Source organism: Kallipyga gabonensis (assembly GCF_001286805.1).
Classification (GTDB): domain Bacteria; phylum Bacillota; class Clostridia; order Tissierellales; family Peptoniphilaceae; genus Kallipyga; species Kallipyga gabonensis.
Window position 1 is genome coordinate 240,352 of the sequence record NZ_CXYV01000001.1, and the last position, 23,746, is coordinate 264,097.

The window sequence follows — 23,746 nt, forward strand, 5'->3', positions numbered from 1 at the left end:
GGGATGTCAACATTTACATTGTTTTAGCTCGGGGTTACCCTCGTCTTTCACGTTAGGGCTTTCACCGAATTAAGCAGGTTTTACATGACCTTAGTTTTTTAGGTTAAGCCATATATGCGGTATCCGTCAGGATCCAGGAGTTTCCTTCTCGCCATTCTCTCTTTGTAAGCCTCATCAATGAAGCGGTTATCCAGATAGGTTGACTGGTGAGAGAATGTATTTTTATCTTTATGGTCAAAGAAAGCCGCCTTTATCCAGTGATTCTTTGATACCGGATTGAAGGTCAGCTTGATCTGATAGAACTGGCCTTCTGGAAGTTTTCCACGCAAGCGGTCATCAATGATCTCAAAGTCCTCTTGTGTAAACTCCGTGGCTTCTTCTAGCCAAACATCGGTCAGCTTTCCCTTAGCGAAGGTGATGGACTTGAGCTTTTCCCTTTGCTTCTGGTCATTACATCCCCGAAAGATAATCGAGTTCCCATTGATGCAGGAGAGTTTAAGCGGACTAAGCGTCGCCTTCCAGTATCGGCCAACCTCCAGCCGGTCAATAGCCGCCATGAGCTCGTAGAAAGTACTGTCCCTGTTCGTCACCTCGGACTTACGCATCACCAGGAGATTTCTGCCCTTATCTGCCATGAGACGAACAATATATTGCTGCGCCGTATCAACAGACTTCCCGGATCCGGCTGAGCCTTTCATAGCAACGTACCGGCATTTGGAATGATGAACGGGCCTAAAAACCCTATTTGCCTGAAGATTAATCGTCTTCATAGTTCACTTCCAAAGACAGTTCCATATCAACATCGGCCTGAAGCTTATCCATAAATCCCCCGTTACAGCGGATGATATGCTCGAGTGACTTCTGTGCTTCCTCGACAGACGGTGTGAAGGTGTACTCCACATCTTTAAGGACTTCACCGGTTACCTTGTCCACCTGCTTTGAATAGCCTTTTTGAATTTCTCTTCGTGCGATAGCACTTGTCCGGGCCAGGGCTTCTTCTAGAGTCATAATTTTCTTCGATTCAATTTCATCCATACGCCTTTTGATATAACTAGAAATATTAGGTTTTGTAAGGTTTTCACTGCCTATCACTCCAGCGGTTTTTCCGCTATATCCCGCCCTTCTTGCTGCTTCTGTAGCATTGCCGGAGATGATATACTCATCCGCGAATCTTTTTTGTTTTGTCGTTAATTTCCGAATAAGTCATCATCTCCCTTCTAATTACGTCTTTTTAACCTGTCTGTCCTCCTCTAAAGGGAAAACCTCCCACTACAGACCTTAAAAATGGACCAGCCGGGAGTTGCACCCGGCCTTCCACCTATGCCATGAAAGGAGGAATCATCTCTGAGTGGCCCAATAAAAAAGGCACCAGCTATAAAAGCCCGTGCCTCTTCTCGCCACAAAAAAGACCGTCCATTTCTGGACGATCTTTACTGCCTATAGTATACAACAAGTTCAATGTTCATTTTGCCCATTTTGCTCAGTCTGGGCATGAAGGTGTATACTTGCAATGATTTTGTTTAAGGCGATTTTTAGTTTCATTGGAATATAGCTTGTGATGAAAATCTAATAATAGAACAGTAAAAATTCCTGATTGACCGATTATGCCTATTATTCGGGTTCCCTTTTCTATCCCCACCTGATAAATATCTTCATCTCCTAACAAATGGTCAGTTAGTCTAACCGCCTCGGGATGCCCACCATTTCTAGCGGCTTTTTGAATTAATCGAACAACTAAATCACGTTTATCTTGACCAATCAAATGACAGTGGCGATAATGTTGCGATGCAAACAATTCTTTAGTAGATTTCCCAGAAAGTTTGGAAATAGTTTGGTGCAAAAGCATTAAAGAATCCACAAAATGCGATTCATTCTTACACTGATTATAAAAATCCTTATCATTCACTAAGCAAAACAGGTACTCAAAAGAAAGATCAAACACCAGCCCTTCCGATCTTAGTGTTTGATTTTCTCTACCAATTCTTACGCTTTGTGCCTTATCGTTTTTCTTCGGCTTAGGAATCTTACGTCTGTTATTTTTCCCCATCAGTCAACGCTCAGCCTGTCTGCATAACATTCAAAAATATCTCTATCTTTTATAACATTGGTACAAACTTCATATGATGCACAGTCCACTCTTGCGTTTTTCCAAGGATCTTCTTGGTGTGTAAAATGCTCAAGTTGATTTGCAGAATACCTGCCATAAACATCCCAGACTTGCTCAAGAACATCTAACTCATCACTTGAAAAAGTTGAGTTGCTTTCGCCTGTTCTTTTTGGAATATCAGACGCTCCATATCTTTTATACTGTCGATAGAGCTCAGGGAAAACAGGACCATGGACCCAAGCCTCTGGATGTGCGTCCTCAAATAATCGATACTCTAAAGAATTAATAGAGTCGTTAAGGAGCGTTAGTGACCACGCATAGGCATAATAAACCAGCTTCTGTAATTTCTTAGGCGACATGGATTCCTTTGATAAAAACCAATCTGCAACATCAAAAATACTGGCCATGATATCCTCCTTCCTTTTGTCTTCTTTCGGCTAGCTATACTATACCCCATTTTAAGTGGCGGTGCTTAGTTATTTATTCTACTTATCGCCTGGTAATAAAGCCGTTGAACTGTCGAACGACTGCAATGGATTTTCTTCCCTATCTCTTCAAAAGTCAGCCCGTCGATGCAGTACATTTCCACGACCTCTTTTTCTTTCTCACTTTCAAGCGATCTGATGAAGTCATAAATTTTAACCTGGACCTCATACAGCCTGTCGTATTCTCTTATGATTTTGTCAATAATTTTATCTCTCCAAATAACCAGCCCCTCAAGCTCAGAATGGGTTCCGTTTCCATGCGAGTTATTCACGGAATAGTGAAGACCAGATAACACTGGCCTCTCATGCAGCTTTTCTTTAAGCCTTGCAATTCTCCGCCGAATCGAGGGAATGGACTCAAGAACCTCCCTCGTCAATTTCACTTCTTGTCGTTCAGAACCCATTGGCATACCTCACTAATTACCTAACTTCCCGGATGGTTAAGGGATTGTATTTATTCTCAAACAACTTCTTTTTCAGCCGGTAGACATCAGTCTCTCGCCCCTTTACGTCTTCAATAACGACTTCCCCACTCTCTGCATCTTTATATCGAAAATCTGCCACGTAGCTAATAGGTCGTATCCTTTTACCTTCTCCATTAACATAGCTATCCAGTAAGGGAAATCTTGGCTGCAACTCAAGATCCAGTATTTCTCCCTTCTGCTCTAGAGCTTTAAGATATAAAAACCGGTTGGCTTCTGCTTTGCTATCAAAGGTATGTCCGAGAACCTTCGTTCTCTTGGCGTTATACTTGCTGTATCTTCTCATGGCAAGCCTCGACATACTTTCCTTGATAGCTCCTATAGAGAGCACAGGCTTCTAAGTAAAACCCATGCTCATCCAATGTTCCGTTAATCTCTGATTCCATGGTTTCTACAATCAGTACAGAGATTTCATCATTGAATTTGTTCCTTAGTGCTTGTAGTTTCTTCTCTTGATTTTTCATTTATCTTTCCCTTCTTCACTTCATTCCAATGAACTTTGAGGAGATAGATAAAGAGTGTAATATCTATAACGCAAATGATTAGAAGGATATAGACTATGATTTGTACTATTGGCATTGATGTTCTTCTCCTTACTTATCTCCCCTTAAAGATCTCTTTCTGGACTTCTTAAGCATCGCATCGGTTTGTTTTCTTCTTGAATAAAAGGCGGGGGGAGGGGTTTTAGCAGATCGGCCTCCGGCCTCTGCCTGCTGTTCTCTCCTCTCCTCTACTCTACTCTCCTCTACTCTACTCTGTGGATTCCCGTCGACATCAATCGGATTCTTGTTGACATCAATCGCATTCTTGCTTACATTTTGCAAATTGGACACAATGGTTGCGTCGACTCGAACCACGCTTCTGCGCTTAACGGCATTGAAGAACCGACGTTGAATGCCTCCAGACGTGAGAACCCTACGCTCTTTATATAAAGCAGCGTCGAAGAATCCCACCGAAGTCGCTTTTTCAACTACCGACTGTACAAGACTCTCTCTGACCCCGGTCTGCTCAGCAATCAGGAAAGTGGCATCGTCGTCAAGCACCATGTAGTATCCTTCAAAACGATAGATACGACAGAGCAAGCTGATGAGTACAGCAACGGCCTGCGCTCCACAAGCACGTGTGATTTTACGAACCTTTATGTCATCCAGGAAATCCACATCCAAATCAAAGTAGTCGATACCTTGTTTCGGAATGTTTCCCAAGAGGCATCACCTCCTTTAATGGGAATCCTGTGTCTATCCCTCAATCCCCTCTACCGGCTTGAAGTCCTTCCCTAGAAAATCATCCTCTCCATCTTCATCATGAATTTCACCGGTCTCCTCGTCCACATACGTAAAGGCGGATTCAATAATATTCTCGTCAATCGCTGATTGAGTCGTTTCCTTACTGGTGGATTTCTCGTCAACCGAAGTTGCCTTTTGAAGCTCAATGGACATGGGGGCGTATTTCAGGGCTTGTTTAATCACCGTCTTTTTAGCCATCGCGTCAAAGTTTGTGGCCCAAGGTCCATTCGAGAAGCTTTTGGAAAACTTCTTTCCGTGGGCCTGGATTTCGTCTCTAGTCATATAGGCGAAGCCGTATCCCCCGTTTGTGAGTTTATAGACGGCGTAATAGCCGATCACAGACCCCCTATCGCCAGATAATAAAGGCTTATGTTTTAACGACTGTTCTAGGCCGTAGTCCATATCAAAGTCATCATTTTCATGGACGGCATGGGCATAGATTGACTCGTATTGACCCGACCGCATCGCTAGGTCAATGATTCCCTTATAACCAAGTTGGAATTGGACCTGCTTACCATAAGGGATGAGATAGGCTTGTCCAAGAGGCGTGTTAGGCTCCAGTCCCAGTTGGGCCGACTGCATCATAGCGGCCAAGAAGCTTACCGGATCGCATTGCTGAAGCTTTGGATTACTTGAAAATGCTGTAAGGGCTACCCGCTGAAATCTCTCCGACTTGACGTTCTCCGGAAGGGCATTGGCTATTTCCTTCCCCATGCTCCGAAGGAGGCTTTGCATGTTTTGCGTGGGGGTGGGCTCCATCTGTGCTTTCTGTTGTTTCATTAGAGCTTGCTTTGCGGTTGTCATTGGTTCTCCTCCTTTTTGGTCACCTTAAAACGCCGTGACGTGCATTCTTTCTTGTACTCTTCATATAAATCCGGATGATCTTTCCGAAAGCTTTTGGAATCGAAGCGGTTTGAAGTCACACTCTTCCATGTCACAAAGGCATCTTTACTCTCCCCTGTCTCCGCTTCGCCAAGTGCTTTCATCATCTTTTGAGCCATTCGCTCCTTCCGCTCCGTGAGTTCTTTTATCTCCTCCTCAAGGGCGAAATAAGGGCGAATATCCATCTGCAGGGCTACTGGGTCACTATTAGATATGGAGCGACTATATTTCGACCGTAAAGCCTCTGTGTAGGCACTGGACCCATCCGGATCTGGCATCCACTCAGGATCCTTCAACCCTTCATAAAACCGCTTTTCAAAATCAACCAAGAGCCCGATGGTTTCCTCATCCCTTTCGACCTCCCGGATAACAAAATCTTCAAAGCCGATCATACAAGCCACATAGGCTAGAGAAGCCCCTGTTACCGCCATGTAATGCTGGACCTGGAGCTGGTACCAAATAGGAACAACGCCGTCTTTCCATTGGTCCCGGTTCCATCCGGAGGTGGTTTTGCACTCCAGGATGGCTCCTTCCCCAATAATCTCTCTATCGATATCTGCCAGCATAAAAGGATGTTCTTCGCTGACCATCATCTGGTTGTTTCGGCGAACCTTCTTTCCGGTCTTCTCTTCAAAAAGCTCCGCAACCGTCTGTTCCAATTTGTTTCCCAGAATCATCTTGTAGGAGGGATTATCCTGAATCTCAGTAGCTTTCTTCTCCATCCAAACATCGAGCACAGACCGCCAGGGATTTAACCCACACACAGCTGAAGCATCACTACCGCCGATATAGTCTTTCCGCATCTTGAGCCAATCCTCTCGGGAAAGATCTTTAGTATTAGCAATGACTTTATATGGCACGGGGATCCTCCTTGTGGGCAGTTGCCTTAAACCGGTATGCCCAATCATCCAAGCAGTTTTCATGAATCATTTCACCGTTCCCGAAGACATACACCTCTTCTTCTTCGTTGATTGGCTCTCCGCATTCCGTGCAATAGCCGACCGGGATTTCATACCACCCTTCAAATTGAGCCTGTACTTCTCTCCAATGTTGACTTTCAATCTCACTAAATTTCAAAGTTCTGTACCTCCTGTGATATACTAGAGGTGTAAATGAGTCCCCACTCATTACAACCATCTCGGGCGGTCCTTTCGGTAGGATCGCCCTTAGTCTTTTTTATTCTCAAGGTATTCCCTATCTAATTCCTTTTCAATCTCCTCCATCACCGCTATAACTACCTCTAACGTCTCTGGTGTGACGGTAGTGGAATTGCCAAAATTAGACCATCCAGAATTCGCCATCAAGAGGCTTATAGTTGCCCAGGCTTTCAATTCATCCCAGGCCTCTTTGTAGATTATTCTCCTATCTTCCATCAATAACTGATCTGTAGTACCTAATGCATCCGCTATTCTTTGTAGATTGCCAGCAGTAGGCGTATTTTTCCCTGTTTCAATCAATGAAATTGCTGAGGCAGTTATGCCGACTTTTTCAGCCAATTCCTTTTGCTTCAAACCAAGAGATCTTCTTTTGTAAGCTATGTTTTCTCCAATCATAAAAGCGCCTCCTCTGCCGGTGTCATCTCATGATGATCCAGCAAAACCACAGACCAGCAAACATATAGCCCACGCCTGCTAGGATCACCGGCCCAAAAAGCAGTATGCGGGCCACCTTTTGGGATCGTGTGCAGTCTTTCCAATCTTTTAGTCTCATCATTCATCCTCCTATCTCTTTACTTTTGGAACGCACTTAAGCTCAAAGCCTTCCACGGCGTCCATCGCTTCTTGAACCGCTTGAATGCACTGGACTAGCGCCTTAAGTCTTTTTTTATACTCATCAGCGTTTTTCATCTCAAGGGTGACCGTAATCCCACCTATGGCTCCAGACGGGAAACCTTCCGCCGGGGTGTCTATGGTCTTCACGTCTTCCGTATTAATCTTTTTCTTCATCTCTCCTCCTTACTTTTGCCATTCTTCATAATCATTAACTTCATGATCTTTTAGAAAACTCATGAGATTCTGTGCGGAAATAAATACTGCTCGGTCGATCTTGTTGACGACAAGGCCATCTTTTCGCCACTTATCAAGAGTATTTAGGCTGATTCCCATATAGTCGGCGCACTCCTTTCGTGTCATAATGTCTTTCATCACTCCTCCTTTAGGCCTTTCAAGGCCTCTTTCTTTAGATCATCAAGAAAGAAATTCAAAAATTTCTTCTTCCAAGTTCACTTATAATGAGATATGCTCTAAGCAAGAAACAACTGTGATATTGGCCTAAAGAGCAACAACGACAGGTGATTATATGGGCAACCAATTTCTAAACAACATAAACCAGTTTTTAACTCCCATTGAGTTTGTCCTTTCCCTCTTCACGCTATACTTTTCTGTGAAGATTAAACGAGAGGTAAGCCTTGCATTGGGTCGGAAATCTCTCTTTCTTGATCAGAAGCGCATTGAAAAAGAACTCTCAAAGGTTGAGCGGGAATTGAAGGATAAAAACACCTTTGATAATGCTAGGCTTTCGTTGCTTCGTTTATCTTCTCAGCTAAAGAATCAGTATGGAGACCTCAACCCGGCTATCTTAGAATCTTGTAACAACTTGGCCGAGATTCTCAATGCTCTACAATCATTTGAAGATCCCTCCTATTTGAGTTCGTTGGATGCCATTTACCAGGCAACCGGGGAACTAAAAGGTACAATCAGAAAGGAATGTAGCCGATGAGTCTTTATGAATCTTTCGTTGATACGCTTATCAAACAAACGGAATCCCATGACCTAACATGGACTGTGTACGGTGCTTTTATTCGTGGCCGCTTCGCTACTGATTCGATTGATTTACTCTTTACGAGCAATGAATACCGAGAAGTGGATATCAGTAGAAGCTTCATTACACTTTCTGAAAATCTCATCATTTCTATCGTTTACGAACCGATGGCTAATGAGCCGATCAAGCTTTATATTAACGACCTTCAAGATGGCCCTGTTCATTCCGTCCCTGCTTCTCAAGAAAAGCTTGAGTCTTTAAGCAAGCTTGCGTTTTACAGCGTAGATCCTTCTTATCGTCCGGAACTCTTTGATTGTGATATGGATAAGCTGATCTCCGAATACCTGACCCTCACTGGCCACGGATCAACCGATCAATAATCCCTTCAAGCCTTGTTTTACTCGGCTCCCACCAATCACTTCTCATCAGGAAAAAGAGGTTCCAAAGCGCTATTGCGTTGATGAGAAGAGTAAGTATGTTTAAAATCCCTAGAATTAGATTTCTCATCTTCTCCTCCATTCATCGTTATTTTTGCTGATGAAATAGTTGGTCTATCTTTTGGCTCAATACAGTAATGTCTTCATTCGAAAACCTGAAAACATTCTGAAGCTGTATTTCGGCATCCGAACCAGAAATGTAATTCATTAAAGACTCGGTCGATTCTTGAAGCTCCTCACAAGCTTGGATGACTCGGTTGAGTCTTTTTTTATACTCATCAAGGCTCTTTAGCTTGATGATGGGCTTTGATGTGTTAGCTGGTTTCTCCACACTCCCCTCCTTGTAGTTATTCAGCTTTTAGTAAATTAGGATTACTCAATCATCCCTATGCAAGCGGATTAAAATGATTACGTTCATTATCAAGTGGATAATCAGAATGCCTAGGATAAGTTTTTCCACCACTCTCTTCTCCTTTCCGCTTTCCCCTTTCCCTTTGCTATACTTGAGTCATCGGTATGGCCGTACCGAAATCTATAGAAAGGAGAAACATTAGTGAATAAATCTTTTACTATTTCTGAAATCGAATCTGCTGTTAATACAGCTAGGGAACGAGTCGCAAAACACATGGATAAGAGCTATATAATAGAAGCCACCCAGGAATTTGTTGGCAAAGACGGAACAATCGATCCTTGGAATACTTCTCTTGCCATCTACCGTTTAGCTATTCGTCATTCTGATCAAGTGCTCATAAATACCTTGGTTGACTTGCTCGTAGATCCTTCTGATTCACAGAACTAACTTCTTTTGCGAAAGCTTCAAACATTGGAAACTCGTTAGACAAGTCTTCAAAAAGATTAAGGGTGCAAGTGCAATTGCACTCTTTTTCTATCTCAGACACCTTTTGAAGGATTTTCTTAAGGTCTGCTATGTCAGTGTATTGACCGGTAATATTTACTTCCACACTCCCCTCCTTTCCCGGCTTCCCGGGTTATCTTGCACCGATAGTGCAACATTGATAAACTTGAATTGTACGAATTCGCTTAATGAAAGCGAGGTGATGTCTTATGACAAAACTTTTGACGTACGCTGTGCTTCTGCCGTAAGATCCGTTTTTTCCACTGACTGGTGGCATCCGTCATACAGGGACGTTAAACTGGCAGTTGTTGTTTAATCTCAGGCCAAGGCCTGGAACATCAACAAAGTCACGGGTCATCTTACGGTCCTATTGCAGCGCCAGGGGCGATACTGGCTAAGTTGTGGCATCGACTGCTTGCGATGTGAAGCAAGTTCCTTTCCGCAGGGATGTTCTGAAGCAGCAGAACATCCTTTTTTATTGAAAAAACTTGTTCATATCGCAGGAAGGAAATTCTTTCTTCATGCGTTTTAACAACTTAAAACTCGGATTTCGTAATCCTAATTCAAGCTTCGTATAGCTTGATACGGTAATATCTAGCTTCTCCGCCATTTCCTTTTGAGTTAGCCTTTCCGATTGGCGTAACTTAGTGAGCCCTTCCACTCTCCCCTCCTTTCAAGGCCTCCCCGTGCATACAGGTTTCATTGGGGCCTCTTTTTGTTTACTTAAAGTGTCATTTTTCATCAAAAAAAAGAGCGCCAACACTCGTCCCAAAAATTTCGGCTAGTTTAACCTTCACAGTATCGCTTGGAGCTCTTTCTCCATTTTCGTACATGCTCACCGTTGAAATGGCGACACCAAGCTGATTGGCTAAATCTCTCTGCGTTATATTAAGCATAGACCGATATTCTTTAATGCGGTCTCCGGCTTTGCACATTTTGGCTTCACCCCCCTTCCCTTATGTTGAATCAAGGATATCATAATTCACTTAAAGTGTCAACACTCAAAGTGACATTTTTATTGACCCTATTTCACTAAAAGTGTATACTATTAAAAAGAAAGGGGGAGTGTGTATGAAAACCGGGGATATTATTAAGTTATTAAGAGAACGTGAGGGGATGAGCCAATCTAGGCTGGCAGAAATTCTTAACCTTTCACGGAGTGCCGTTTCAATGTATGAGTCAAACAACAGAGTACCCAGTACATATGTACTCCAAGACCTATCGGATATCTTTAATGTTGATGTCGATTACTTGCTTGGTAAAACGACTAAGACAACAATTCTTCCAGAAAGAATTGAATATGAAAATAAGCAAATCCTATTCAAAGATGAAAACTTCACCTTAATCTCCCCCACCCGTGTGATCAAACCCAATGCGGAAGATTTCCTGTCCTCCTCCTTATACAGTATGACCGATGAGCGAGAAACCGACGGAGAACGTCCCTCCCGTGAGGAGATCCTGATCTGGCTTAGGGACCACGTCCGGATGGCGGCCTTCGATGGGCAAAACTACGAGGATCGGGACGACGAAAGCCTCTATAGGCTCTACAAGGAGCTGAAAGATGAAGCGGAAAGAGATTGAGGAGATCGTCACAGGGATTAAGGAGTGCTACTACTTCCTATCCTTGGAGGAACTGATTGAAGCCATCGGCATCTCCTTGAAGGTGGTCCCGAGTGAATCCTCTGCGCTGAACGACTCTCCTGCCTGCTATATCAAGGTTGACGATAAAGAGATGATTTTTTTATCCGATGCCTGCCCTGTGGAATTACAGGCAAAAGTCCTAGCCCATGAGCTTGGCCACGCTATCCTCCATGATGTAGAGATGGCCCACTACAGTTTTCTTTTTAAGGGAAGAAAACTGGAAGAGGAAGCCGACTACTTTGCGGAGCTGTTGATGGATTTTTAGGAGGAGATAAACAGGGAATAAATCAAATCAGTTGATTTATAGGCCCATATTTCACAATTCAGTTTGATTCTGTTAGGGGAATGCAATATAATATAAATACAGTCAATTAAGGACTGTTAGATCTGGTTTTAACCCATCTAAACCCTTTATCCATTCCCTGACAGTATGGCCCTAGCATAATTAGGTGTCCAGAGCTCAGGGATTTTTTTGAGGAGAAGAAAATGCAAATAGCGATATTAATTGATGGAGCATTCTATTTAAACCGTGCGAAGAAAATTTTTGGAACAAGATCCCCCGAACAAGCGGCAAATATTTTAGTTGCCTATTGTAGTTCGCATATCAAACTTTCGAAGATCCATTCCCCTAATGCTGAGTTATATAGAATCTTCTACTATGATTGCCCACCTGCAGAAATAAAAACAATTCATCCAATCACACAAAAGCCAATCAATTATATTAAAACTCCTACGGCAAAATGGAGACTAGATTTCTTCGAGGAATTAAGGAAGAAAAGAAAACTTGCATTAAGGCTTGGTGTGATGGACGAAAAGAATCCAACATGGTGTCTTAGAGGAAGGAAATTAAGCCAACTTCTTTCTGGAAAAATTAAACCAGAAGACTTATCTGAAAATGATATTCATCTCGATACACGCCAAAAAGGTGTTGATATGAAAATTGGTCTGGATATATCTTCTCTTGCATATAAAAAGCAAGCTCAGCAAATCATTTTGATAGCTGGAGATAGTGATTTTGTACCTGCTGCGAAAGCTGCACGTCGAGAAGGCATAGATTTTATACTGGATCCCATGTGGTCTCATATTAAATCCGGTCTAAACGAGCATATTGATGGGCTAAGATCCGCCGTAGATGGCCCTGATGAATATGGAAAGTTTTCAGGCCGCATAAAAAATTAAGCTAACTATATATGCAAAAAAAAAGATAACCCCAGGCGCATAGGATTGCTCAGCCTTTGGCCTACCCCATTCTGGGACCCAGCGTTACTCCTTCACAAGTTATCTTTATCTATATTTTAAGCGGTTTGTTAGAATTTACAAGCTCTACATCTTATAGTGCGGGCTAGCAGAAAGAATACACTTGAACCACTTCCAATGGATTGATATCATATACCTAAGCTAAACAAAGAGTTTAGCGTAATACTATTTCAATCCTTGGAAGTAAGTCCCCCACGATACGGGAACGGCTGAAACCAAGGATTTATTTTTTCTTAAGGAGGGACTGCCAATGACAATTACAAAGTACTCCACCAAGAAAGGTGATCGGTATAAGCTCACGGAGCACCTTGGCATGAATCCGATCACAGGGAAGCGGATTATGGTGACACGAAGGGGCTTCAAGACAAAGAAGGAAGCCCAAAGCGCCGTCAATGCCCTCCACTATGCCTATGATACCGGGAAAATGGAAACGCCAACCAACCTAACCTATCAAACAGCGTATAAGAAGTGGCTTACCTACTATAAGGACACGGTGAAGGAATCCACCCTCAATAAGACCTGCGGGTATTTCGACCATCACATTCTTCCGGCTTTCGGGCAGATGTTTCTTTCGGATATTCGGCCTATTGATTGCCAGGACTTTGCGGACGCCTTGTCAGAGAAATTTACCTCATATGGGAAAGTCTATGACTACGCTAGAAGAGTCTACGACTACGCCTATAAGACCGGCATCGTTGATAAGCAAAATCCCTTTGACCGGGTAATCAAGCCCAAAAAGAAGGCTGAAAAGAAGGAAGCAGAATTCCTGGAGATCGAAGAACTTCGAGAACTACTGGATGCCATAGATGATCCCATGTGGAAGGCCTATTTCCGCTTACTGGCATTTACAGGCATGAGAAAAGGGGAATCCCTGGCTCTACAATGGACTGACCTTGATTTTAAGAATAAGATCATTGAGATATCAAAAACGGTTACTTTAGGGATGGGGAATATCCCTTATGTCACAAGTACGAAAACAACAGCCGGGAACCGGACAATTAGCCTAGACGATGAAACCCTCCAGGCCTTAAAGGATTATAGGAGTACACAGTCCCCTATCCCCATGAACGGCTATATCTTTTCATCTGCCATGGGAAAGCCCATACCACTAAGCAAGCCCTATGTGAAGCTGCAGTCAGCCCTAAAAAGAACATCCATCGATAAAAAGATCAACGTACACTCCCTGAGGCATACCCACTGCTCTATGCTTTTTGCCGCTGGCTGGTCGCTTAAGGAAGTCCAGGACAGACTGGGTCATTCTGACATTAAGACTACGATGGACATCTACGCCCATGTCACGAAAGAAGCCAAAAAGAAGTCCATGGATTCATTCATTGACTACATCAAAAGCGTTTGATGTTATCAGACTGTTATCGACAGGCACGGAAAGCAAGGGAAACAGCGTTTCTTTATATCCCCATCGGATCCATAAAAGATAACCCCATCCTGCGTAAACAGGGTGGGATTTTTTTTCATCAAAATTCAATTTTCTGCTCCGAGGTAATTGCTTCAGAGTGGTAGGGAATGGCCCTTGAAAAGTGGTTCTGCCCCACCAGCCTCTCATACTGTCTCAGATTCTGGTGGACGGGGTAGCGCCACTCTTCCATGAGCCCCCGATTGACCAGCTCTTTGCTAAAGGAGCCTTCTTCCAGGGTTCCCGTCATGACCCCTATTCCGCCAAGGGAGAGGATATGGTCCGCTATCTTTCGGGCACATGGGCTTTTAAGCTGAGGGTCGGAGACAAAGACTATCCCCTCCCCTTCCCCGTTATAGGGCGTCACCGACCGGCATATCTGAGCCGGCTTGTACCAAAATCCACCTTCCCTCTGCTTGGCGAGATTTTCCAGAAACAAGTCATCTCCGAAGCAAGACACTTGACCCCGGCCTGCAGAAAAGAGGGCCAAAATTTCCAGTCCGCGTCCATATTTGGGCACAGGAAAAAGAAGGAGAGCGTGTTTGGACAAGAGGCACTCAGTCCCCTGAATGAGCCGGTCACAGGATAGAGCATAGGGCCTATCATCCGGGCCATAGGCGCAGTCCAGGATGGCCAGGTCGGCCGTCTGACCTCGAATGGGATCACAGGCATAGACCTTTGTCTCCTCAATGTAGTCGCCCGAAAAGAGGATGGCCCGATCGCCTTCCTCAAAGCGGTACCATACGCTCCCCGCGCAGTGGCCGGTCCGCCCCCAAGTCAGTTTAAGCTTTTGGAAGTGCCCCTTTCCCACCGGACACAAGCCTTCCAGAGCAAGGGGTCTTTTGACCGGAAAGGGGAGCTGAGTCAGGGTCTCCCTTGAAGCGATAACGCGGCCCGAAAATCCCTTTTTAAAGAGCCAGGGAAGGGCCCCCGTATGGTCGCCGTGACTGTGGGTCAAGAAGACCGCATCCATGCGGCCGATCTGATCTTCCGTCAGCCGGGGATAGGGTTCTTGGGGCATGCCGGCCATCTTCCCACAATCTACAAGAAAAGTGACTTCCCTTCCCCTTACCAGAAAGGCGTTGCGGCCGTGCTCACCCACGCCGCCTGCAATGATCAACTCCAAGTCAGGCCTCTTTCCTTTTATCGACAAGACGGTTGAAAATCAGGAGTGCGGTCGTGGTGATCAGGACGCAGAGAACAGCCATGGCCATACCTAGGGAGACGCTCCCCTGTTCAAATTCCCGGTTGATGTAAGTGGAGACGACCAGGGTGTTGGGCGGGGCGATGAGGCTAGCCGTTACGAGCTCGCGGAAGGCGATGATGAAAATCATCATCCAGCCGGCAAAGATGCCTCGGGAGATCATGGGCAGGGTGATCCAGCGAAAGACATAGGCCGGCGTTCCCCCGAAGGTCCGTCCTGCTTCCAGAAGACTCTCGTTGATCTGGCTGTAGGCGGAGGTCACATACTGGACCGTATAGGGCAAGTAGAGGACCACATAGGCCAGGACCATGATGCCCAGGGTGTTATAGAGCGGGATGACATTGTAAATGGCATTCCAGAAAAGCATGATGCCGATGACCAGAACGATACTTGGTAGCATTTCCGGAAGGAGGCTGATCCCTTCCAGAGCTTTCTTGAAAAAGCCCTTGGACTTTCGAACCGTAAGAACAACAGCCGTCCCAATCACCGAGCAAATCGTGGCGGAGGATACGGCGAGAAAGAGACTTTTCCATATGGATGAGAGGGCTTTGGGCGTGGACATCAGCTCCCTGTAGTGTTCCAGAGTGAAGTTGCCGGCCGCCAGGCCAAAGCCCCGAAGTTTGATCAGGGAGGTGGAGATGATGGAGAAATAGGGAATCCCGATCGCCACAAAGGCAACCAGAAGGACCCATGCCCATGCCCCCACCTGGCCCATGGCGGAAAGCTTCCCTCTAGCCGGGCGGGTTCCTTTGCCGCTCACCAAGCGGTAGCTCTTCTTGTTGGTGATGTAGCTCTGCAGCAGCCACATGGCCATGCAAATGCAGACCAGAATGGAGGAGAGGCTGGCCGACCGGCCGAAATCAATGGGCGCCGTCGTGGAATAGCGGTGAATGTCCGTGGTGAAGACATAAAAGCCGATCCGACGGCCCAGGGTGTAGGGCGTCCCGTATTCCGACAGGGTTTTGACGAAGACCAGAAGGGCGCCGATGGCGTAGTTACCCGTGAGGAGGGGTGCAAAAATCTTTCTGAGCCTGAGGCCGAAGCCCGCCCCGAAGACTGCCCCGCTTTCCTCCAGGCTGGCCGGAATGTTCAGGATGGCGTTCTTGAGCATGGTCATGAGGAAGGGAAAGACGTGCAGGCTCATGACCAGGACAAGGCCCCCGAAGCAGAAGAAAGCCTCCGACCATGAGCCGGTGGAAGGAAAGAGCTGCTGGAAGAGGCCCTTCTTCTGCATGAACAAAATCCAGCCCATGGAAGCAATATAGGGAGGGGTCATGAAGGGGATCATAAAAAGAATATCCAGCCAGCCGTGCTTCTTGAGCTGGGTGCGCGCCAGGAGATAGGCCGTCGGCACAGCAATAATCGTCGAACAAAGGACGACACAAATGCCCAGGAGAAGAGAGTTGAGGACGGTTTGAACATTCTCAGGGCTTGCAATGATCTGCCATGCCTGATACAGATCAAGGCGGCCATCAATGATGACCGCCTTGGCGAATACTGTAATCAAAGGGCAGAGAATAAAACCGGTCAAGACCGCCAACAGGAGGGCCGGTGGCAGTTTCTTTTTCAGATGGATTGGTCTCATATGCCCTCAGCTCCCTTATTTCGTGATGCTGTTGAGCTTGGCTGCAGTATCGGAAGCCACATCCATCATCTTTGACCAGTCGGTCTTAATTTGAGGAATGTCGGCAAGGTTGGTGCGCTTGTCGCTTGTGATATCTTTGCGGCCGGACAAGAGGTAGGCGTCGGCAACCACCTTCTGCGCTTCATCGCTGAAGAGGAAGTCCACGAAGGCCTTGGCGTTGTCCATGTTGGGGGCCGTCTTGAGGATCATGGCCGGACGGGGGTTGACCACTGTGCCGGAGGCAGGATAGTAGATGTTCAGAGGCTCACCCTTATTGATGGAGGAGTAAGCATTGTAGTCAACGCCGGCGATCAGGATCCCCTTCTCTCCAGTGGTGACGGCTTCAAGGGCGGCTTTGTTGGCGCCGGGAACGGTCAGGCCATTGTCGGCCCATCCCTGCATGACAGCTTCGCCATCGTCCGTACCGGTTACCAGGCCGGCCAGGAAGTCCTTGCAGGCACCGGATTTTTCAGGATCAGGAATAGCGATCATATCTTTATACTTGGCATCGGCCAGGTCTTTCCAGTCGGCATTGAGTTCAGGAACGATCTCTGTATTGTAGATGACACCGACGGCGGAAGCGCTATAGCCGAAGATTGTGCTGTCGCTGTCGATCCAGCCTTCATTGATCTTGTCCTTTTCAACCGGGCTATAGCTTTCCAGCTGTCCATCCGCTTTCATAGTCAATCCGTCGGACCAAGAGGCCAGGACGACCACATCGGCCACCGGATTGGCCTTTTCGGCTTCCAGACGGGCCAAGATTTCACCGGTGGTACCCTGGAACAGCTCGACCTCTACGCCGGTCTTCTCGGTGAAGGCGGCGGCCAACTTGTCAGCCAATTTGGCGGGGCTGGGCATGTAGATAGTGACTTTACCGGAAAGCCCAGCTTTGCTTTCTTCAGAAGCCGGCTCAGTGCTTTCGGATGTGCTGGTTTCTTCCTGAGATTGGGCACTTTCAGAGCCGCTTGTCTCTTTTGAAGGTGTCGAGTTGCCACAGGCGGCAAGGCTCAGACAGAGGCAGAAGGCGAGCAATAACGATACGATAGTTTTTTTCATGCTGTTAAATCCTCTTTCTTTTCTAAAGTGATGACTTGATTGGAATCTATGTAAATGGACAATACTTCGCCGGGCTCTACTTTCTGCCTTGTGTGAAGTGTCCATATTACCGATTGATAAGCGACGGTTACCTCATAGGTGTTCCCCAGATACTGGACGCTCTGAATAGGAAGTTTGAAGTGGAGGGCCTCTTCGGTGGGCGTCGACATGATGGCTTCCGGGCGGAACATTTGGTTCTCGTTCAGCCAGTTGGACTTCCCCACGAACCTCGCCACAAACTCTGTTTCAGGCAGGTGGTAGATGGTCTCCGGTGCCGCATACTGCTCCACATGACCGCTGGATAAGACCGCGATGTAGTCACTCATGCTCATGGCTTCCGTCTGATCGTGGGTCACAAAGACCGAGGTGATGCCAAGCGATGAAGTGAGGGCCGTAAGTTCGTAGCGCATCTCCTCCCGAAGCAGGGCATCCAGAGCGGAGAGGGGCTCGTCAAAGAGGATACAGCCGGGCCTTACGGCAATGGCACGGGCGAAAGCCACGCGCTGCTGCTGACCACCGGAAAGCTGGTGGGGGTAGCGCTTGTCATAGCCCTCAAGGCGGACGGTACTCAGTGACTTGTGGACACGTTCTTCCAAATCCTTGGTGTCCTTTCTTGCCCTCAGTCCAAAGGCGACATTTTCAAACACTGTCATGTGCGGCCAAAGAGCAAAGTCCTGGAAGACAAAACCGAGATTCCGCTTTTCAGGTGGCAGGTCGATTTTGGCCTGCTTGGAAAAAACGCAGGTATCGTCCAACCAGATCTCACCGTCATCCGGCCTTTCCAGTCCGGTGATCATCCTCAAGAGCATGGTCTTACCGCAACCGGAAGGGCCCAGAAGAGTGGTGAAACTGCCGTCTTTGATGGTCAGCGAGGTCGGATGGATTACCTGCTTCTTACCGAAGCTTTTTGAGATTTCCTTCAATCGGATTTGCATAGTACTCCCCTTTTCTACAATCAAAATTAAGTGTAAAAGCAAGAAGTTAATTGCAACGCCCTACTGTGTAAAAAAAAAGTAAAATCCCCCCCGCTGTTATAAAGCAGGGGGATTTCATCAATTGAAGGAATGAATCTCGACTTAGCGGACTACCTTCTTCTTATTCAGAATAACTAGTCCGCAGGCGGCGAGAAGGCCCAGTCCGGCAACCGTGATCAGACTAAAATCACCGGTTGATGGAGAACCGGAACCATGATTCTTGGAAGCGGTGGTCTTTCCCGGCTTCTTATCTGTTTCCGAGGTATTAATACCAGGCTTCGTCAAAGGCTCCGTTCTCGGTTTAGAGGATTCGGTGCCCGGTTGAGAATGATCTGTTCCGGGCTTGGAGGGATCTGTGCCCGGCTTAGTGGGATCTGTGCCCGGCTTGGAAGGATCGGTTTCCGGTTCAGAATGATCTGTTCCGGGCTTGGAGGGATCTGTGTCCGGCTCGTCGTCTTCTACCAGGTCAAACATAGCCCAGATTGCAGTTAAATTACCTTTATTTTCTTCGCTAACAAGGAGACTAAATGTGTCTTTCAAACTAGCAATTTCTTTTGCCATATTGTTCGGAGAGCTCTGAACTACTAATTTCTTTCCTTCAGGAACTCCCAGCGCCTTCAGCCGGTACTCACCTTCAAGCAGAGGATTTTCAAATTCGCCCTGCTTATTGTCATTGTAACTGAAGGGATTTTCCACCTCTGTCCAGACACCATTCACCTTTGCCTGAACCTGGAAGCTGATGCTGTCCACGCGCTTTCCGTCTTCACGAACTTCAACACGAACAGGAATTGATGCAAGATCCTTCTTTTGAATGCGAACTTCCAAAGCTTGGGTTGAAGTATCCGTTAACGAATCTTTTCCAGGAACAGAGACAAGATCTTTCTTCAGGTCAAAGGGCTTCTCTTCAAAGAGAGCTTCTTTCACCTCATAATCGCTCTTGGAATCATCGACGATAATCTTGTAGTCTCCTCGGATGAAGTAGTAGCGACCATCAGCATCCTTGAAGAAGGTAACTGTTCTTTCACCTCATAATCGCTCTTGGAATCATCGACGATAATCTTGTAGTCTCCTCGGATGAAGTAGTAGCGACCATCAGCATCCTTGAAGAAGGTAACTGTGTCCAAAGAAGATTTAATCTCCCAAGGATCATGGGCGACTCCGTCGGAACCAACCACCTTAAAGGTCAGGCCCAGGTCTTCAATCTCCTTATCCGTGATTCTTTCCCCATTGGCATAGCGGACATCCAAGCGGATCTTCCAGTAGTTTTTCCCCCAAACGCCTACATAATTAGTGGTCTCCTTCACTTCCACTTCCGCTCCTGGTTGGAAGGTGTTCCCTGCAGGATCTTTCCAGAAGAGGAAGGATTTGGCCGGATCGCTACTGGCTTCCGGCTCAGGCAGGATGACCTTACCGTTCTCAGGGGTCATGTCGGCGGGAGCCTTCATCCCCTCGGGTGGATTTTCGTAAGAGAAGGTCGCCATCGTTTGACCGGCATGGATCAAGCACACGCTTGGCGCTTGCTGGTAGGCTAAAGCACCGCTCACGTCGATGGTGACCGATTCATTTTGATCGAACGAATAACCCGCCGGAGCTTTTGTTTCGGTTAAGGTGTACTCTCCATTGGGATACTTCTTTTGAGTCGTCATTGACCCATTGGTGATTTCAAGGGTATCAATCAGCTTATCCCCTTGGCGAATTTCCACAGTAGCTTTATCATGGATAACCTTCTTGTTCTCATCGACCAGGTCAATTCTGATATTATTCCCTAAAATCTCTTGTTCTTGGAGAGCCCGAAATTCCTTTACCAAATCATCCACTTGCGCTTGGCTCATCGTCGTGGACTGTAATGCACTCGTTACCTTTTCAGCAAATCCCTCATAAATTTCCGGATTCACTAACCCCGTATACTGGGCCATTCCACTGCGGAAATAGGATTGATTGATAACACGAAGCTCATCCTTATTGACGATTTCAGCAACAAAAACAGTATCCTGATTGATGGCGGTTTGGGCAGGATCCACTTTCTCATTACTGCCTTCCACATGCCATCCTACGATCGTCGACCATGTGGATTGAGTAACCTTATGCGGATTCTTCGCGGCAGGAACAGAGGTCGGCTTGGATCCTTTCTCCACATCTTCCGTTGTTGTCTGTCCCCAATACTTATACGTCACCTTCTTCTTGCTATTGTCCGGAGCCGGATCATTAACAAACTCATAAGCTGTAATTAAAATCAAACCCGGTTGATTAAAATACGGCTGGCGCTTTCCCGTTAACTTGATTCGTTTTCCCAGGTTCTCGGGATGATCTTTTACATTCAGGATCTTCATAAAGTCTGAATCCGCCAGGTAAATGGGCATGATTTTATCCGGATTCTTTTCATTTCTGGCATCTGCCAAGGCAAGATTGAAAACCGATTGGCTAGCTGAGGGATCAATCAAATTGCCGGACTTCAGGCTCCCAACGATATATCCCTCTACCGTGCACTCTTTGTTGTTTTCAATTTTCTTCGCCTCTACAACGCTTAAGGACTTGTTGGCAACTTCCTCCACCGATGAGCTATCTTTTTCTGCTGGATCACTGGCATAGATTCTTCCATCGACCGAAGTCAAAAGAAGGGCGAAAGCGCAGAATAAAGCAAGCAGACGTCGGCTAAACTTCAGGACCTTTGAACCGTTCATGCTCTCCTCCTCAATCTTTTCTCTTTCCTCATTCCATTCATAAACATACAAGGAAAGCATATCGAAGAGTTTTAAGGGCAATTTTAACAGAAAGTAAAAAGAAGGTTAAAGATAAAAAAAGAGGTCCCGGCGTAGATCCGAGACCTTCTCTTGAATATTTGATATGTTGTTATTTCTTCCCCAACTCCATGAGGGGAGCTGTTTCAAGTGGGATTCCGGGGCCCATGGTGCAGGCGACGGTAACCGACTTGAGGTATTTACCCTTGGAAGAAGACGGTTTAGCCTTGACTAAGGCAGCCATGAGGGCTTCAATATTTCCGGCAATGGCTTCTTCACTGAAAGAAGCCTTACCGACCAAAACGTGGACAATGTTCTGCTTGTCGGTCCGATATTCGACCTTACCGGCCTTGGCGTCTTTGACGGCCTGGGCCACATCCATGGTCACGGTACCGGCTTTAGGGTTGGGCATGAGGCCACGGGGACCCAAAACACGACCCATCTTACCAACCACACCCATCATATCGGGAGTAGCAATGGCAACATCAAAGTCCAGCCAGTTTTCGTTCTGAACCTTGTCGGCCAGTTCTTCGCCGGCAAAATCCGCACCGGCATCCAGGGCTTCCTGAGCCTTTGCACCTTTAGCAAAGACGGCAACCCGGACATTCTGGCCGGTTCCGTTGGGAAGGATGACCGTCCCACGAACCTGCTGGTCAGCATGGCGGGAGTCAACACCCAGACGGGCATGAAGCTCTATGGTTTCATCAAACTTGGCTGTAGCGGTTTTCTTTAATAAAGAAGCCGCCTCGGTCAGGTTATAGGCCTGGTTCTTATCAATGAGCTTGGCAACTTCCTGATATTTTTTTCCTCTTTTAGGCATAGATTCCTCCTTGTGGTACGAGCGGAAATTCCTCCCACTGGTTATTCTTCGACTGTAATGCCCATGGAACGTGCGGTTCCGGCAATCATACTCATAGCAGCTTCCAGAGAGCCTGCATTGATGTCCGGCTTCTTGATCTCGGCAATCTTCTTCACTTGTTCCTTGGTCAGCTGGCCAACCTTATTTTTGTTCGGCTCGCCGGATGCCTTGTCCATGCCCAATTCCTTTTTAATCAGGATCGGTGCCGGAGGGGTTTTCGTAATAAAGGTGAAAGACCGGTCTTGGAAGATGGTCATCTCGACAGGGATGATCATTCCATTCTGGTCTGCTGTTTTCGCATTGAATGCCTTAACAAATTCCATGATATTTACGCCGTGAGGACCTAAGGCCGTACCCACTGGGGGTGCTGGCGAAGCCTGGCCGGCAGGAATTTGCAGCTTAACAATTGCACTTACTTTTTTAGCCATCATATCCTCCTAAGGATTGTGGTCGTGGTTAGTACGGGGTAAGCGCCCCCCTTCCACGCCATCTCTCGATTCTTGCGAGAACATTGTTCTCTCGATCTACTTCGGATTGTTTCCTCATCCTCCCCTTATTCAATGGGTAGGATGTGAAAAGCCTGCTTACTCAACTTCAATGTCATCAAAGGAAAGTTCAACCGAGGTTTCCCGACCAAACATATTGATCAAGCCCTTGACCACTTCCTTCTCCTGAATGACCTCCTCCACTTCGGCCATAAAACCGGCGAAGGGGCCATAGATGATCTGTACCTTGTCTCCCGCTTCCACTTCAATTGTCCGGTGGCGAATCTGCTCGCGAACACCGAATCGAGCAATTTCAGCAGGCGTAAGTGGAACCGGATCATTGGCCGAGCCGACAAAGCCCGTCACCCCTTGGGTATTCCGAACCAGGTACCAGGACTGCGGAGTAATGATCATTTTTACGATCACATAGCCGGGGAGCATTTTCCTCTCCTTGACTACCCGCTCTCCATTCTTGTTCTCCACTACTTTTTCCGTGGGAACGCGGACATCAAAAATCGTCTCCTTATTCTGGTTCTCAATGATCATCTGAATTTTGGTCTGTACCTTGTTTTCATAGCCGGAGTAGGTATGAATGACATACCACTTGGCTTCCTGTTCAGCATCAGACACGGTTTCTTGGTCTTCTTGATCTTGGGGATCTTCGAAAAGTTCTACATCTTCCGGTAAGTCGTTTTTGGATTGTGTCATTCCATTCCCTCCATCGGATTAAAGAACAAGACCGATAATCCCTCCAAAGGCCAAATCAAGTACCCAACAGAAAAGTGCCACGGCGAGTGCGATAACCAAGGACACTGTGGTGTACTGGATAGTTTCCTGTTTACTGGGCCACTGAATCTTGCGATATTCTGCCTTTGCTCCCTGTAATCTTGAGCTTTGCTTCTTAGCTGCCATGTGAAAACTCCTTACTTGGTTTCCCGATGCAAGGTGTGTTTTTTGCAAACCGGGCAATACTTACGCAGTTCGAGGCGGTCCGTCGTGTTCTTCTTGTTTTTGGTGGTATCGTAGTTTCTGTTCTTGCATTCAGTACAAGCTAATTTAACCTTGTCTGCCATATATACTCCCTCCTACTCCCAAAAGTTATCGGCAGCCTTTTTTCGCACACTAAAGAAAGGCCTATGTAGACCGATACATCGAGATAT

The 23,746-nt window shown here is 46.4% G+C and carries 36 protein-coding genes; 7 read left to right on the forward strand and 29 right to left on the reverse strand.

What is annotated here, in order from left to right:
* Positions 1-98: 98 nt before the first annotated feature.
* The 15 genes from BN2373_RS01160 to BN2373_RS01225 all read right to left on the reverse strand — a co-directional run bounded on the left by BN2373_RS01160 (position 99) and on the right by BN2373_RS01225 (position 7,386).
* On the reverse strand, positions 99-770 hold the full coding sequence (locus tag BN2373_RS01160) for a PBSX family phage terminase large subunit (protein ID WP_053942358.1): 672 nt from the start codon (positions 768-770) through the stop codon (positions 99-101).
* The gene (locus BN2373_RS07605; protein WP_074017928.1) at positions 757-1,200 is read right to left on the reverse strand and encodes a terminase small subunit; all 444 of its coding nucleotides are present in this window, start codon (positions 1,198-1,200) and stop codon (positions 757-759) included. The genes BN2373_RS01160 and BN2373_RS07605 overlap by 14 nt, the downstream gene beginning before the upstream one ends.
* 280 nt (positions 1,201-1,480) lie before the next feature.
* Complete coding sequence (locus tag BN2373_RS01170) at positions 1,481-2,047, reverse strand: hypothetical protein (protein ID WP_053942360.1); 567 nt, start codon at positions 2,045-2,047, stop codon at positions 1,481-1,483.
* A complete protein-coding gene (locus tag BN2373_RS01175) occupies positions 2,047-2,514 on the reverse strand; it encodes a Panacea domain-containing protein (RefSeq protein ID WP_053942361.1) in 468 nt (155 codons plus the stop codon). The genes BN2373_RS01170 and BN2373_RS01175 overlap by 1 nt, the downstream gene beginning before the upstream one ends.
* A 65-nt stretch (positions 2,515-2,579) precedes the next feature.
* Positions 2,580-2,996 (reverse strand): sigma factor-like helix-turn-helix DNA-binding protein, encoded by a 417-nt coding sequence (locus BN2373_RS01180; protein WP_162200037.1) that lies wholly within the window; start codon positions 2,994-2,996, stop codon positions 2,580-2,582.
* A gap of 16 nt (positions 2,997-3,012) precedes the next feature.
* Positions 3,013-3,360 carry a DUF1064 domain-containing protein gene (locus tag BN2373_RS01185; protein WP_053942363.1) on the reverse strand — a complete coding sequence of 116 codons (348 nt, stop codon included), beginning with the start codon at positions 3,358-3,360 and terminating at the stop codon, positions 3,013-3,015.
* A complete protein-coding gene (locus BN2373_RS07865) occupies positions 3,338-3,538 on the reverse strand; it encodes a hypothetical protein (protein ID WP_053942364.1) in 201 nt (66 codons plus the stop codon). Before BN2373_RS07865 ends, BN2373_RS01185 begins: the two co-directional genes overlap by 23 nt.
* 129 nt (positions 3,539-3,667) lie before the next feature.
* Positions 3,668-4,279, reverse strand: coding sequence for a DUF4373 domain-containing protein (locus BN2373_RS01195; RefSeq protein ID WP_053942365.1), 612 nt, complete (start codon positions 4,277-4,279; stop codon positions 3,668-3,670).
* A gap of 33 nt (positions 4,280-4,312) precedes the next feature.
* Positions 4,313-5,164, reverse strand: a complete 852-nt coding sequence (locus BN2373_RS01200) for a recombinase RecT (protein WP_053942366.1) — start codon at positions 5,162-5,164, stop codon at positions 4,313-4,315.
* Positions 5,161-6,102 carry a YqaJ viral recombinase family nuclease gene (locus BN2373_RS01205; RefSeq protein WP_053942367.1) on the reverse strand — a complete coding sequence of 314 codons (942 nt, stop codon included), beginning with the start codon at positions 6,100-6,102 and terminating at the stop codon, positions 5,161-5,163. Before BN2373_RS01205 ends, BN2373_RS01200 begins: the two co-directional genes overlap by 4 nt.
* Positions 6,092-6,319: a hypothetical protein gene (locus BN2373_RS07870; RefSeq protein ID WP_053942368.1), complete on the reverse strand. Its 228-nt coding sequence runs from the start codon at positions 6,317-6,319 to the stop codon at positions 6,092-6,094. The genes BN2373_RS01205 and BN2373_RS07870 overlap by 11 nt, the downstream gene beginning before the upstream one ends.
* Before the next feature lie 89 nt (positions 6,320-6,408).
* Positions 6,409-6,795, reverse strand: a complete 387-nt coding sequence (locus BN2373_RS01215; protein ID WP_053942369.1) for a helix-turn-helix domain-containing protein — start codon at positions 6,793-6,795, stop codon at positions 6,409-6,411.
* A gap of 22 nt (positions 6,796-6,817) precedes the next feature.
* The gene (locus tag BN2373_RS07875; protein ID WP_162200038.1) at positions 6,818-6,955 is read right to left on the reverse strand and encodes a hypothetical protein; all 138 of its coding nucleotides are present in this window, start codon (positions 6,953-6,955) and stop codon (positions 6,818-6,820) included.
* Between the two features lie 8 nt (positions 6,956-6,963).
* Positions 6,964-7,188 (reverse strand): hypothetical protein, encoded by a 225-nt coding sequence (locus tag BN2373_RS01220; protein ID WP_053942370.1) that lies wholly within the window; start codon positions 7,186-7,188, stop codon positions 6,964-6,966.
* Between the two features lie 9 nt (positions 7,189-7,197).
* A complete protein-coding gene (locus BN2373_RS01225) occupies positions 7,198-7,386 on the reverse strand; it encodes a hypothetical protein (RefSeq protein ID WP_053942371.1) in 189 nt (62 codons plus the stop codon).
* Positions 7,387-7,540: 154 nt separating this feature from the next.
* Here BN2373_RS01225 and BN2373_RS01230 point away from each other — a divergent pair, with 154 nt between their 5' ends.
* Positions 7,541-7,960: a hypothetical protein gene (locus BN2373_RS01230; RefSeq protein WP_053942372.1), complete on the forward strand. Its 420-nt coding sequence runs from the start codon at positions 7,541-7,543 to the stop codon at positions 7,958-7,960.
* Complete coding sequence (locus tag BN2373_RS01235; RefSeq protein WP_053942373.1) at positions 7,957-8,382, forward strand: hypothetical protein; 426 nt, start codon at positions 7,957-7,959, stop codon at positions 8,380-8,382. The genes BN2373_RS01230 and BN2373_RS01235 overlap by 4 nt, the downstream gene beginning before the upstream one ends.
* Before the next feature lie 145 nt (positions 8,383-8,527).
* On the opposite strand, the gene BN2373_RS01240 is transcribed toward BN2373_RS01235, so the two are convergent.
* Entirely contained in the window at positions 8,528-8,770 is a 243-nt protein-coding gene (locus BN2373_RS01240) for a hypothetical protein (RefSeq protein WP_053942374.1), read from the reverse strand.
* Between the two features lie 222 nt (positions 8,771-8,992).
* On the opposite strand from BN2373_RS01240, the gene BN2373_RS07795 reads away from it, so the two are divergent.
* Entirely contained in the window at positions 8,993-9,238 is a 246-nt protein-coding gene (locus tag BN2373_RS07795) for a hypothetical protein (protein WP_154826099.1), read from the forward strand.
* Positions 9,239-9,770: 532 nt separating this feature from the next.
* Here BN2373_RS07795 and BN2373_RS01250 read toward each other — a convergent pair.
* Together BN2373_RS01250 and BN2373_RS01255 are read right to left on the reverse strand one after the other, a co-directional pair.
* Entirely contained in the window at positions 9,771-9,956 is a 186-nt protein-coding gene (locus BN2373_RS01250; protein WP_053942376.1) for a helix-turn-helix domain-containing protein, read from the reverse strand.
* A 70-nt stretch (positions 9,957-10,026) separates the two neighbouring features.
* Positions 10,027-10,230, reverse strand: a complete 204-nt coding sequence (locus BN2373_RS01255; RefSeq protein WP_053942377.1) for a helix-turn-helix transcriptional regulator — start codon at positions 10,228-10,230, stop codon at positions 10,027-10,029.
* 136 nt (positions 10,231-10,366) lie between these two features.
* Here BN2373_RS01255 and BN2373_RS01260 point away from each other — a divergent pair, with 136 nt between their 5' ends.
* The 4 genes from BN2373_RS01260 to BN2373_RS01275 all read left to right on the forward strand — a co-directional run bounded on the left by BN2373_RS01260 (position 10,367) and on the right by BN2373_RS01275 (position 13,550).
* Positions 10,367-10,876 (forward strand): helix-turn-helix domain-containing protein, encoded by a 510-nt coding sequence (locus BN2373_RS01260; RefSeq protein WP_053942378.1) that lies wholly within the window; start codon positions 10,367-10,369, stop codon positions 10,874-10,876.
* Positions 10,857-11,201 carry an ImmA/IrrE family metallo-endopeptidase gene (locus BN2373_RS01265; RefSeq protein WP_053942379.1) on the forward strand — a complete coding sequence of 115 codons (345 nt, stop codon included), beginning with the start codon at positions 10,857-10,859 and terminating at the stop codon, positions 11,199-11,201. The genes BN2373_RS01260 and BN2373_RS01265 overlap by 20 nt, the downstream gene beginning before the upstream one ends.
* Before the next feature lie 221 nt (positions 11,202-11,422).
* Positions 11,423-12,115, forward strand: coding sequence for an NYN domain-containing protein (locus BN2373_RS01270; protein WP_053942380.1), 693 nt, complete (start codon positions 11,423-11,425; stop codon positions 12,113-12,115).
* Positions 12,116-12,443: 328 nt separating this feature from the next.
* A complete protein-coding gene (locus BN2373_RS01275) occupies positions 12,444-13,550 on the forward strand; it encodes a site-specific integrase (RefSeq protein WP_053942381.1) in 1,107 nt (368 codons plus the stop codon).
* 118 nt (positions 13,551-13,668) lie between these two features.
* On the opposite strand, the gene BN2373_RS01280 is transcribed toward BN2373_RS01275, so the two are convergent.
* From BN2373_RS01280 to rpmG, 11 genes are all read right to left on the reverse strand, one after another.
* The gene (locus BN2373_RS01280; protein ID WP_053942382.1) at positions 13,669-14,733 is read right to left on the reverse strand and encodes an MBL fold metallo-hydrolase; all 1,065 of its coding nucleotides are present in this window, start codon (positions 14,731-14,733) and stop codon (positions 13,669-13,671) included.
* Between the two features lies 1 nt (position 14,734).
* A complete protein-coding gene (locus tag BN2373_RS01285) occupies positions 14,735-16,396 on the reverse strand; it encodes an ABC transporter permease (RefSeq protein WP_053942383.1) in 1,662 nt (553 codons plus the stop codon).
* Positions 16,397-16,411: 15 nt separating this feature from the next.
* Complete coding sequence (locus tag BN2373_RS01290; protein WP_053942384.1) at positions 16,412-17,491, reverse strand: ABC transporter substrate-binding protein; 1,080 nt, start codon at positions 17,489-17,491, stop codon at positions 16,412-16,414.
* Positions 17,488-18,465: an ABC transporter ATP-binding protein gene (locus BN2373_RS01295; protein ID WP_053942385.1), complete on the reverse strand. Its 978-nt coding sequence runs from the start codon at positions 18,463-18,465 to the stop codon at positions 17,488-17,490. Before BN2373_RS01295 ends, BN2373_RS01290 begins: the two co-directional genes overlap by 4 nt.
* A 141-nt stretch (positions 18,466-18,606) precedes the next feature.
* Positions 18,607-19,428 carry a hypothetical protein gene (locus BN2373_RS01300; protein ID WP_053942386.1) on the reverse strand — a complete coding sequence of 274 codons (822 nt, stop codon included), beginning with the start codon at positions 19,426-19,428 and terminating at the stop codon, positions 18,607-18,609.
* Entirely contained in the window at positions 19,425-21,185 is a 1,761-nt protein-coding gene (locus tag BN2373_RS01305; protein WP_053942387.1) for a DUF6359 domain-containing protein, read from the reverse strand. The genes BN2373_RS01300 and BN2373_RS01305 overlap by 4 nt, the downstream gene beginning before the upstream one ends.
* 169 nt (positions 21,186-21,354) lie before the next feature.
* The gene (gene rplA, locus BN2373_RS01310) at positions 21,355-22,062 is read right to left on the reverse strand and encodes a 50S ribosomal protein L1 (protein ID WP_053942388.1); all 708 of its coding nucleotides are present in this window, start codon (positions 22,060-22,062) and stop codon (positions 21,355-21,357) included.
* 41 nt (positions 22,063-22,103) lie between these two features.
* Complete coding sequence (gene rplK / locus BN2373_RS01315; RefSeq protein ID WP_053942389.1) at positions 22,104-22,529, reverse strand: 50S ribosomal protein L11; 426 nt, start codon at positions 22,527-22,529, stop codon at positions 22,104-22,106.
* Positions 22,530-22,685: 156 nt separating this feature from the next.
* Positions 22,686-23,294: a transcription termination/antitermination protein NusG gene (gene nusG, locus BN2373_RS01320; protein WP_053942390.1), complete on the reverse strand. Its 609-nt coding sequence runs from the start codon at positions 23,292-23,294 to the stop codon at positions 22,686-22,688.
* An 18-nt stretch (positions 23,295-23,312) separates the two neighbouring features.
* Positions 23,313-23,498, reverse strand: a complete 186-nt coding sequence (gene secE, locus BN2373_RS01325; RefSeq protein WP_053942391.1) for a preprotein translocase subunit SecE — start codon at positions 23,496-23,498, stop codon at positions 23,313-23,315.
* Between the two features lie 11 nt (positions 23,499-23,509).
* Positions 23,510-23,659: a 50S ribosomal protein L33 gene (gene rpmG, locus BN2373_RS01330; protein WP_019134789.1), complete on the reverse strand. Its 150-nt coding sequence runs from the start codon at positions 23,657-23,659 to the stop codon at positions 23,510-23,512.
* Between the last annotated feature and the right edge of the window lie 87 nt (positions 23,660-23,746).

What these genes read in the sequence shown, in the direction of transcription:
- rplK (WP_053942389.1), bottom strand. Translation starts at nt 22,529, where the DNA reads ATGGCTAAAAAAGTAAGTGCAATTGTTAAGCTGCAAATTCCTGCCGGC.
- BN2373_RS01255 (WP_053942377.1), bottom strand. Translation starts at nt 10,230, where the DNA reads ATGTGCAAAGCCGGAGACCGCATTAAAGAATATCGGTCTATGCTTAAT.
- rplA (WP_053942388.1), bottom strand. Translation starts at nt 22,062, where the DNA reads ATGCCTAAAAGAGGAAAAAAATATCAGGAAGTTGCCAAGCTCATTGAT.
- BN2373_RS01225 (WP_053942371.1), bottom strand. Translation starts at nt 7,386, where the DNA reads ATGAAAGACATTATGACACGAAAGGAGTGCGCCGACTATATGGGAATC.
- BN2373_RS01265 (WP_053942379.1), top strand. Translation starts at nt 10,857, where the DNA reads ATGAAGCGGAAAGAGATTGAGGAGATCGTCACAGGGATTAAGGAGTGC.
- BN2373_RS01220 (WP_053942370.1), bottom strand. Translation starts at nt 7,188, where the DNA reads ATGAAGAAAAAGATTAATACGGAAGACGTGAAGACCATAGACACCCCG.
- BN2373_RS01180 (WP_162200037.1), bottom strand. Translation starts at nt 2,996, where the DNA reads ATGGGTTCTGAACGACAAGAAGTGAAATTGACGAGGGAGGTTCTTGAG.
- nusG (WP_053942390.1), bottom strand. Translation starts at nt 23,294, where the DNA reads ATGACACAATCCAAAAACGACTTACCGGAAGATGTAGAACTTTTCGAA.
- BN2373_RS07865 (WP_053942364.1), bottom strand. Translation starts at nt 3,538, where the DNA reads ATGAAAAATCAAGAGAAGAAACTACAAGCACTAAGGAACAAATTCAAT.
- BN2373_RS01270 (WP_053942380.1), top strand. Translation starts at nt 11,423, where the DNA reads ATGCAAATAGCGATATTAATTGATGGAGCATTCTATTTAAACCGTGCG.
- BN2373_RS01285 (WP_053942383.1), bottom strand. Translation starts at nt 16,396, where the DNA reads ATGAGACCAATCCATCTGAAAAAGAAACTGCCACCGGCCCTCCTGTTG.
- BN2373_RS07875 (WP_162200038.1), bottom strand. Translation starts at nt 6,955, where the DNA reads ATGATGAGACTAAAAGATTGGAAAGACTGCACACGATCCCAAAAGGTG.
- BN2373_RS01235 (WP_053942373.1), top strand. Translation starts at nt 7,957, where the DNA reads ATGAGTCTTTATGAATCTTTCGTTGATACGCTTATCAAACAAACGGAA.
- rpmG (WP_019134789.1), bottom strand. Translation starts at nt 23,659, where the DNA reads ATGGCAGACAAGGTTAAATTAGCTTGTACTGAATGCAAGAACAGAAAC.
- secE (WP_053942391.1), bottom strand. Translation starts at nt 23,498, where the DNA reads ATGGCAGCTAAGAAGCAAAGCTCAAGATTACAGGGAGCAAAGGCAGAA.
- BN2373_RS01185 (WP_053942363.1), bottom strand. Translation starts at nt 3,360, where the DNA reads ATGAGAAGATACAGCAAGTATAACGCCAAGAGAACGAAGGTTCTCGGA.
- BN2373_RS01305 (WP_053942387.1), bottom strand. Translation starts at nt 21,185, where the DNA reads ATGAACGGTTCAAAGGTCCTGAAGTTTAGCCGACGTCTGCTTGCTTTA.
- BN2373_RS01200 (WP_053942366.1), bottom strand. Translation starts at nt 5,164, where the DNA reads ATGACAACCGCAAAGCAAGCTCTAATGAAACAACAGAAAGCACAGATG.
- BN2373_RS01215 (WP_053942369.1), bottom strand. Translation starts at nt 6,795, where the DNA reads ATGATTGGAGAAAACATAGCTTACAAAAGAAGATCTCTTGGTTTGAAG.
- BN2373_RS01170 (WP_053942360.1), bottom strand. Translation starts at nt 2,047, where the DNA reads ATGGGGAAAAATAACAGACGTAAGATTCCTAAGCCGAAGAAAAACGAT.
- BN2373_RS01260 (WP_053942378.1), top strand. Translation starts at nt 10,367, where the DNA reads ATGAAAACCGGGGATATTATTAAGTTATTAAGAGAACGTGAGGGGATG.
- BN2373_RS01175 (WP_053942361.1), bottom strand. Translation starts at nt 2,514, where the DNA reads ATGGCCAGTATTTTTGATGTTGCAGATTGGTTTTTATCAAAGGAATCC.
- BN2373_RS01295 (WP_053942385.1), bottom strand. Translation starts at nt 18,465, where the DNA reads ATGCAAATCCGATTGAAGGAAATCTCAAAAAGCTTCGGTAAGAAGCAG.
- BN2373_RS01275 (WP_053942381.1), top strand. Translation starts at nt 12,444, where the DNA reads ATGACAATTACAAAGTACTCCACCAAGAAAGGTGATCGGTATAAGCTC.
- BN2373_RS01290 (WP_053942384.1), bottom strand. Translation starts at nt 17,491, where the DNA reads ATGAAAAAAACTATCGTATCGTTATTGCTCGCCTTCTGCCTCTGTCTG.
- BN2373_RS01160 (WP_053942358.1), bottom strand. Translation starts at nt 770, where the DNA reads ATGAAGACGATTAATCTTCAGGCAAATAGGGTTTTTAGGCCCGTTCAT.
- BN2373_RS01230 (WP_053942372.1), top strand. Translation starts at nt 7,541, where the DNA reads ATGGGCAACCAATTTCTAAACAACATAAACCAGTTTTTAACTCCCATT.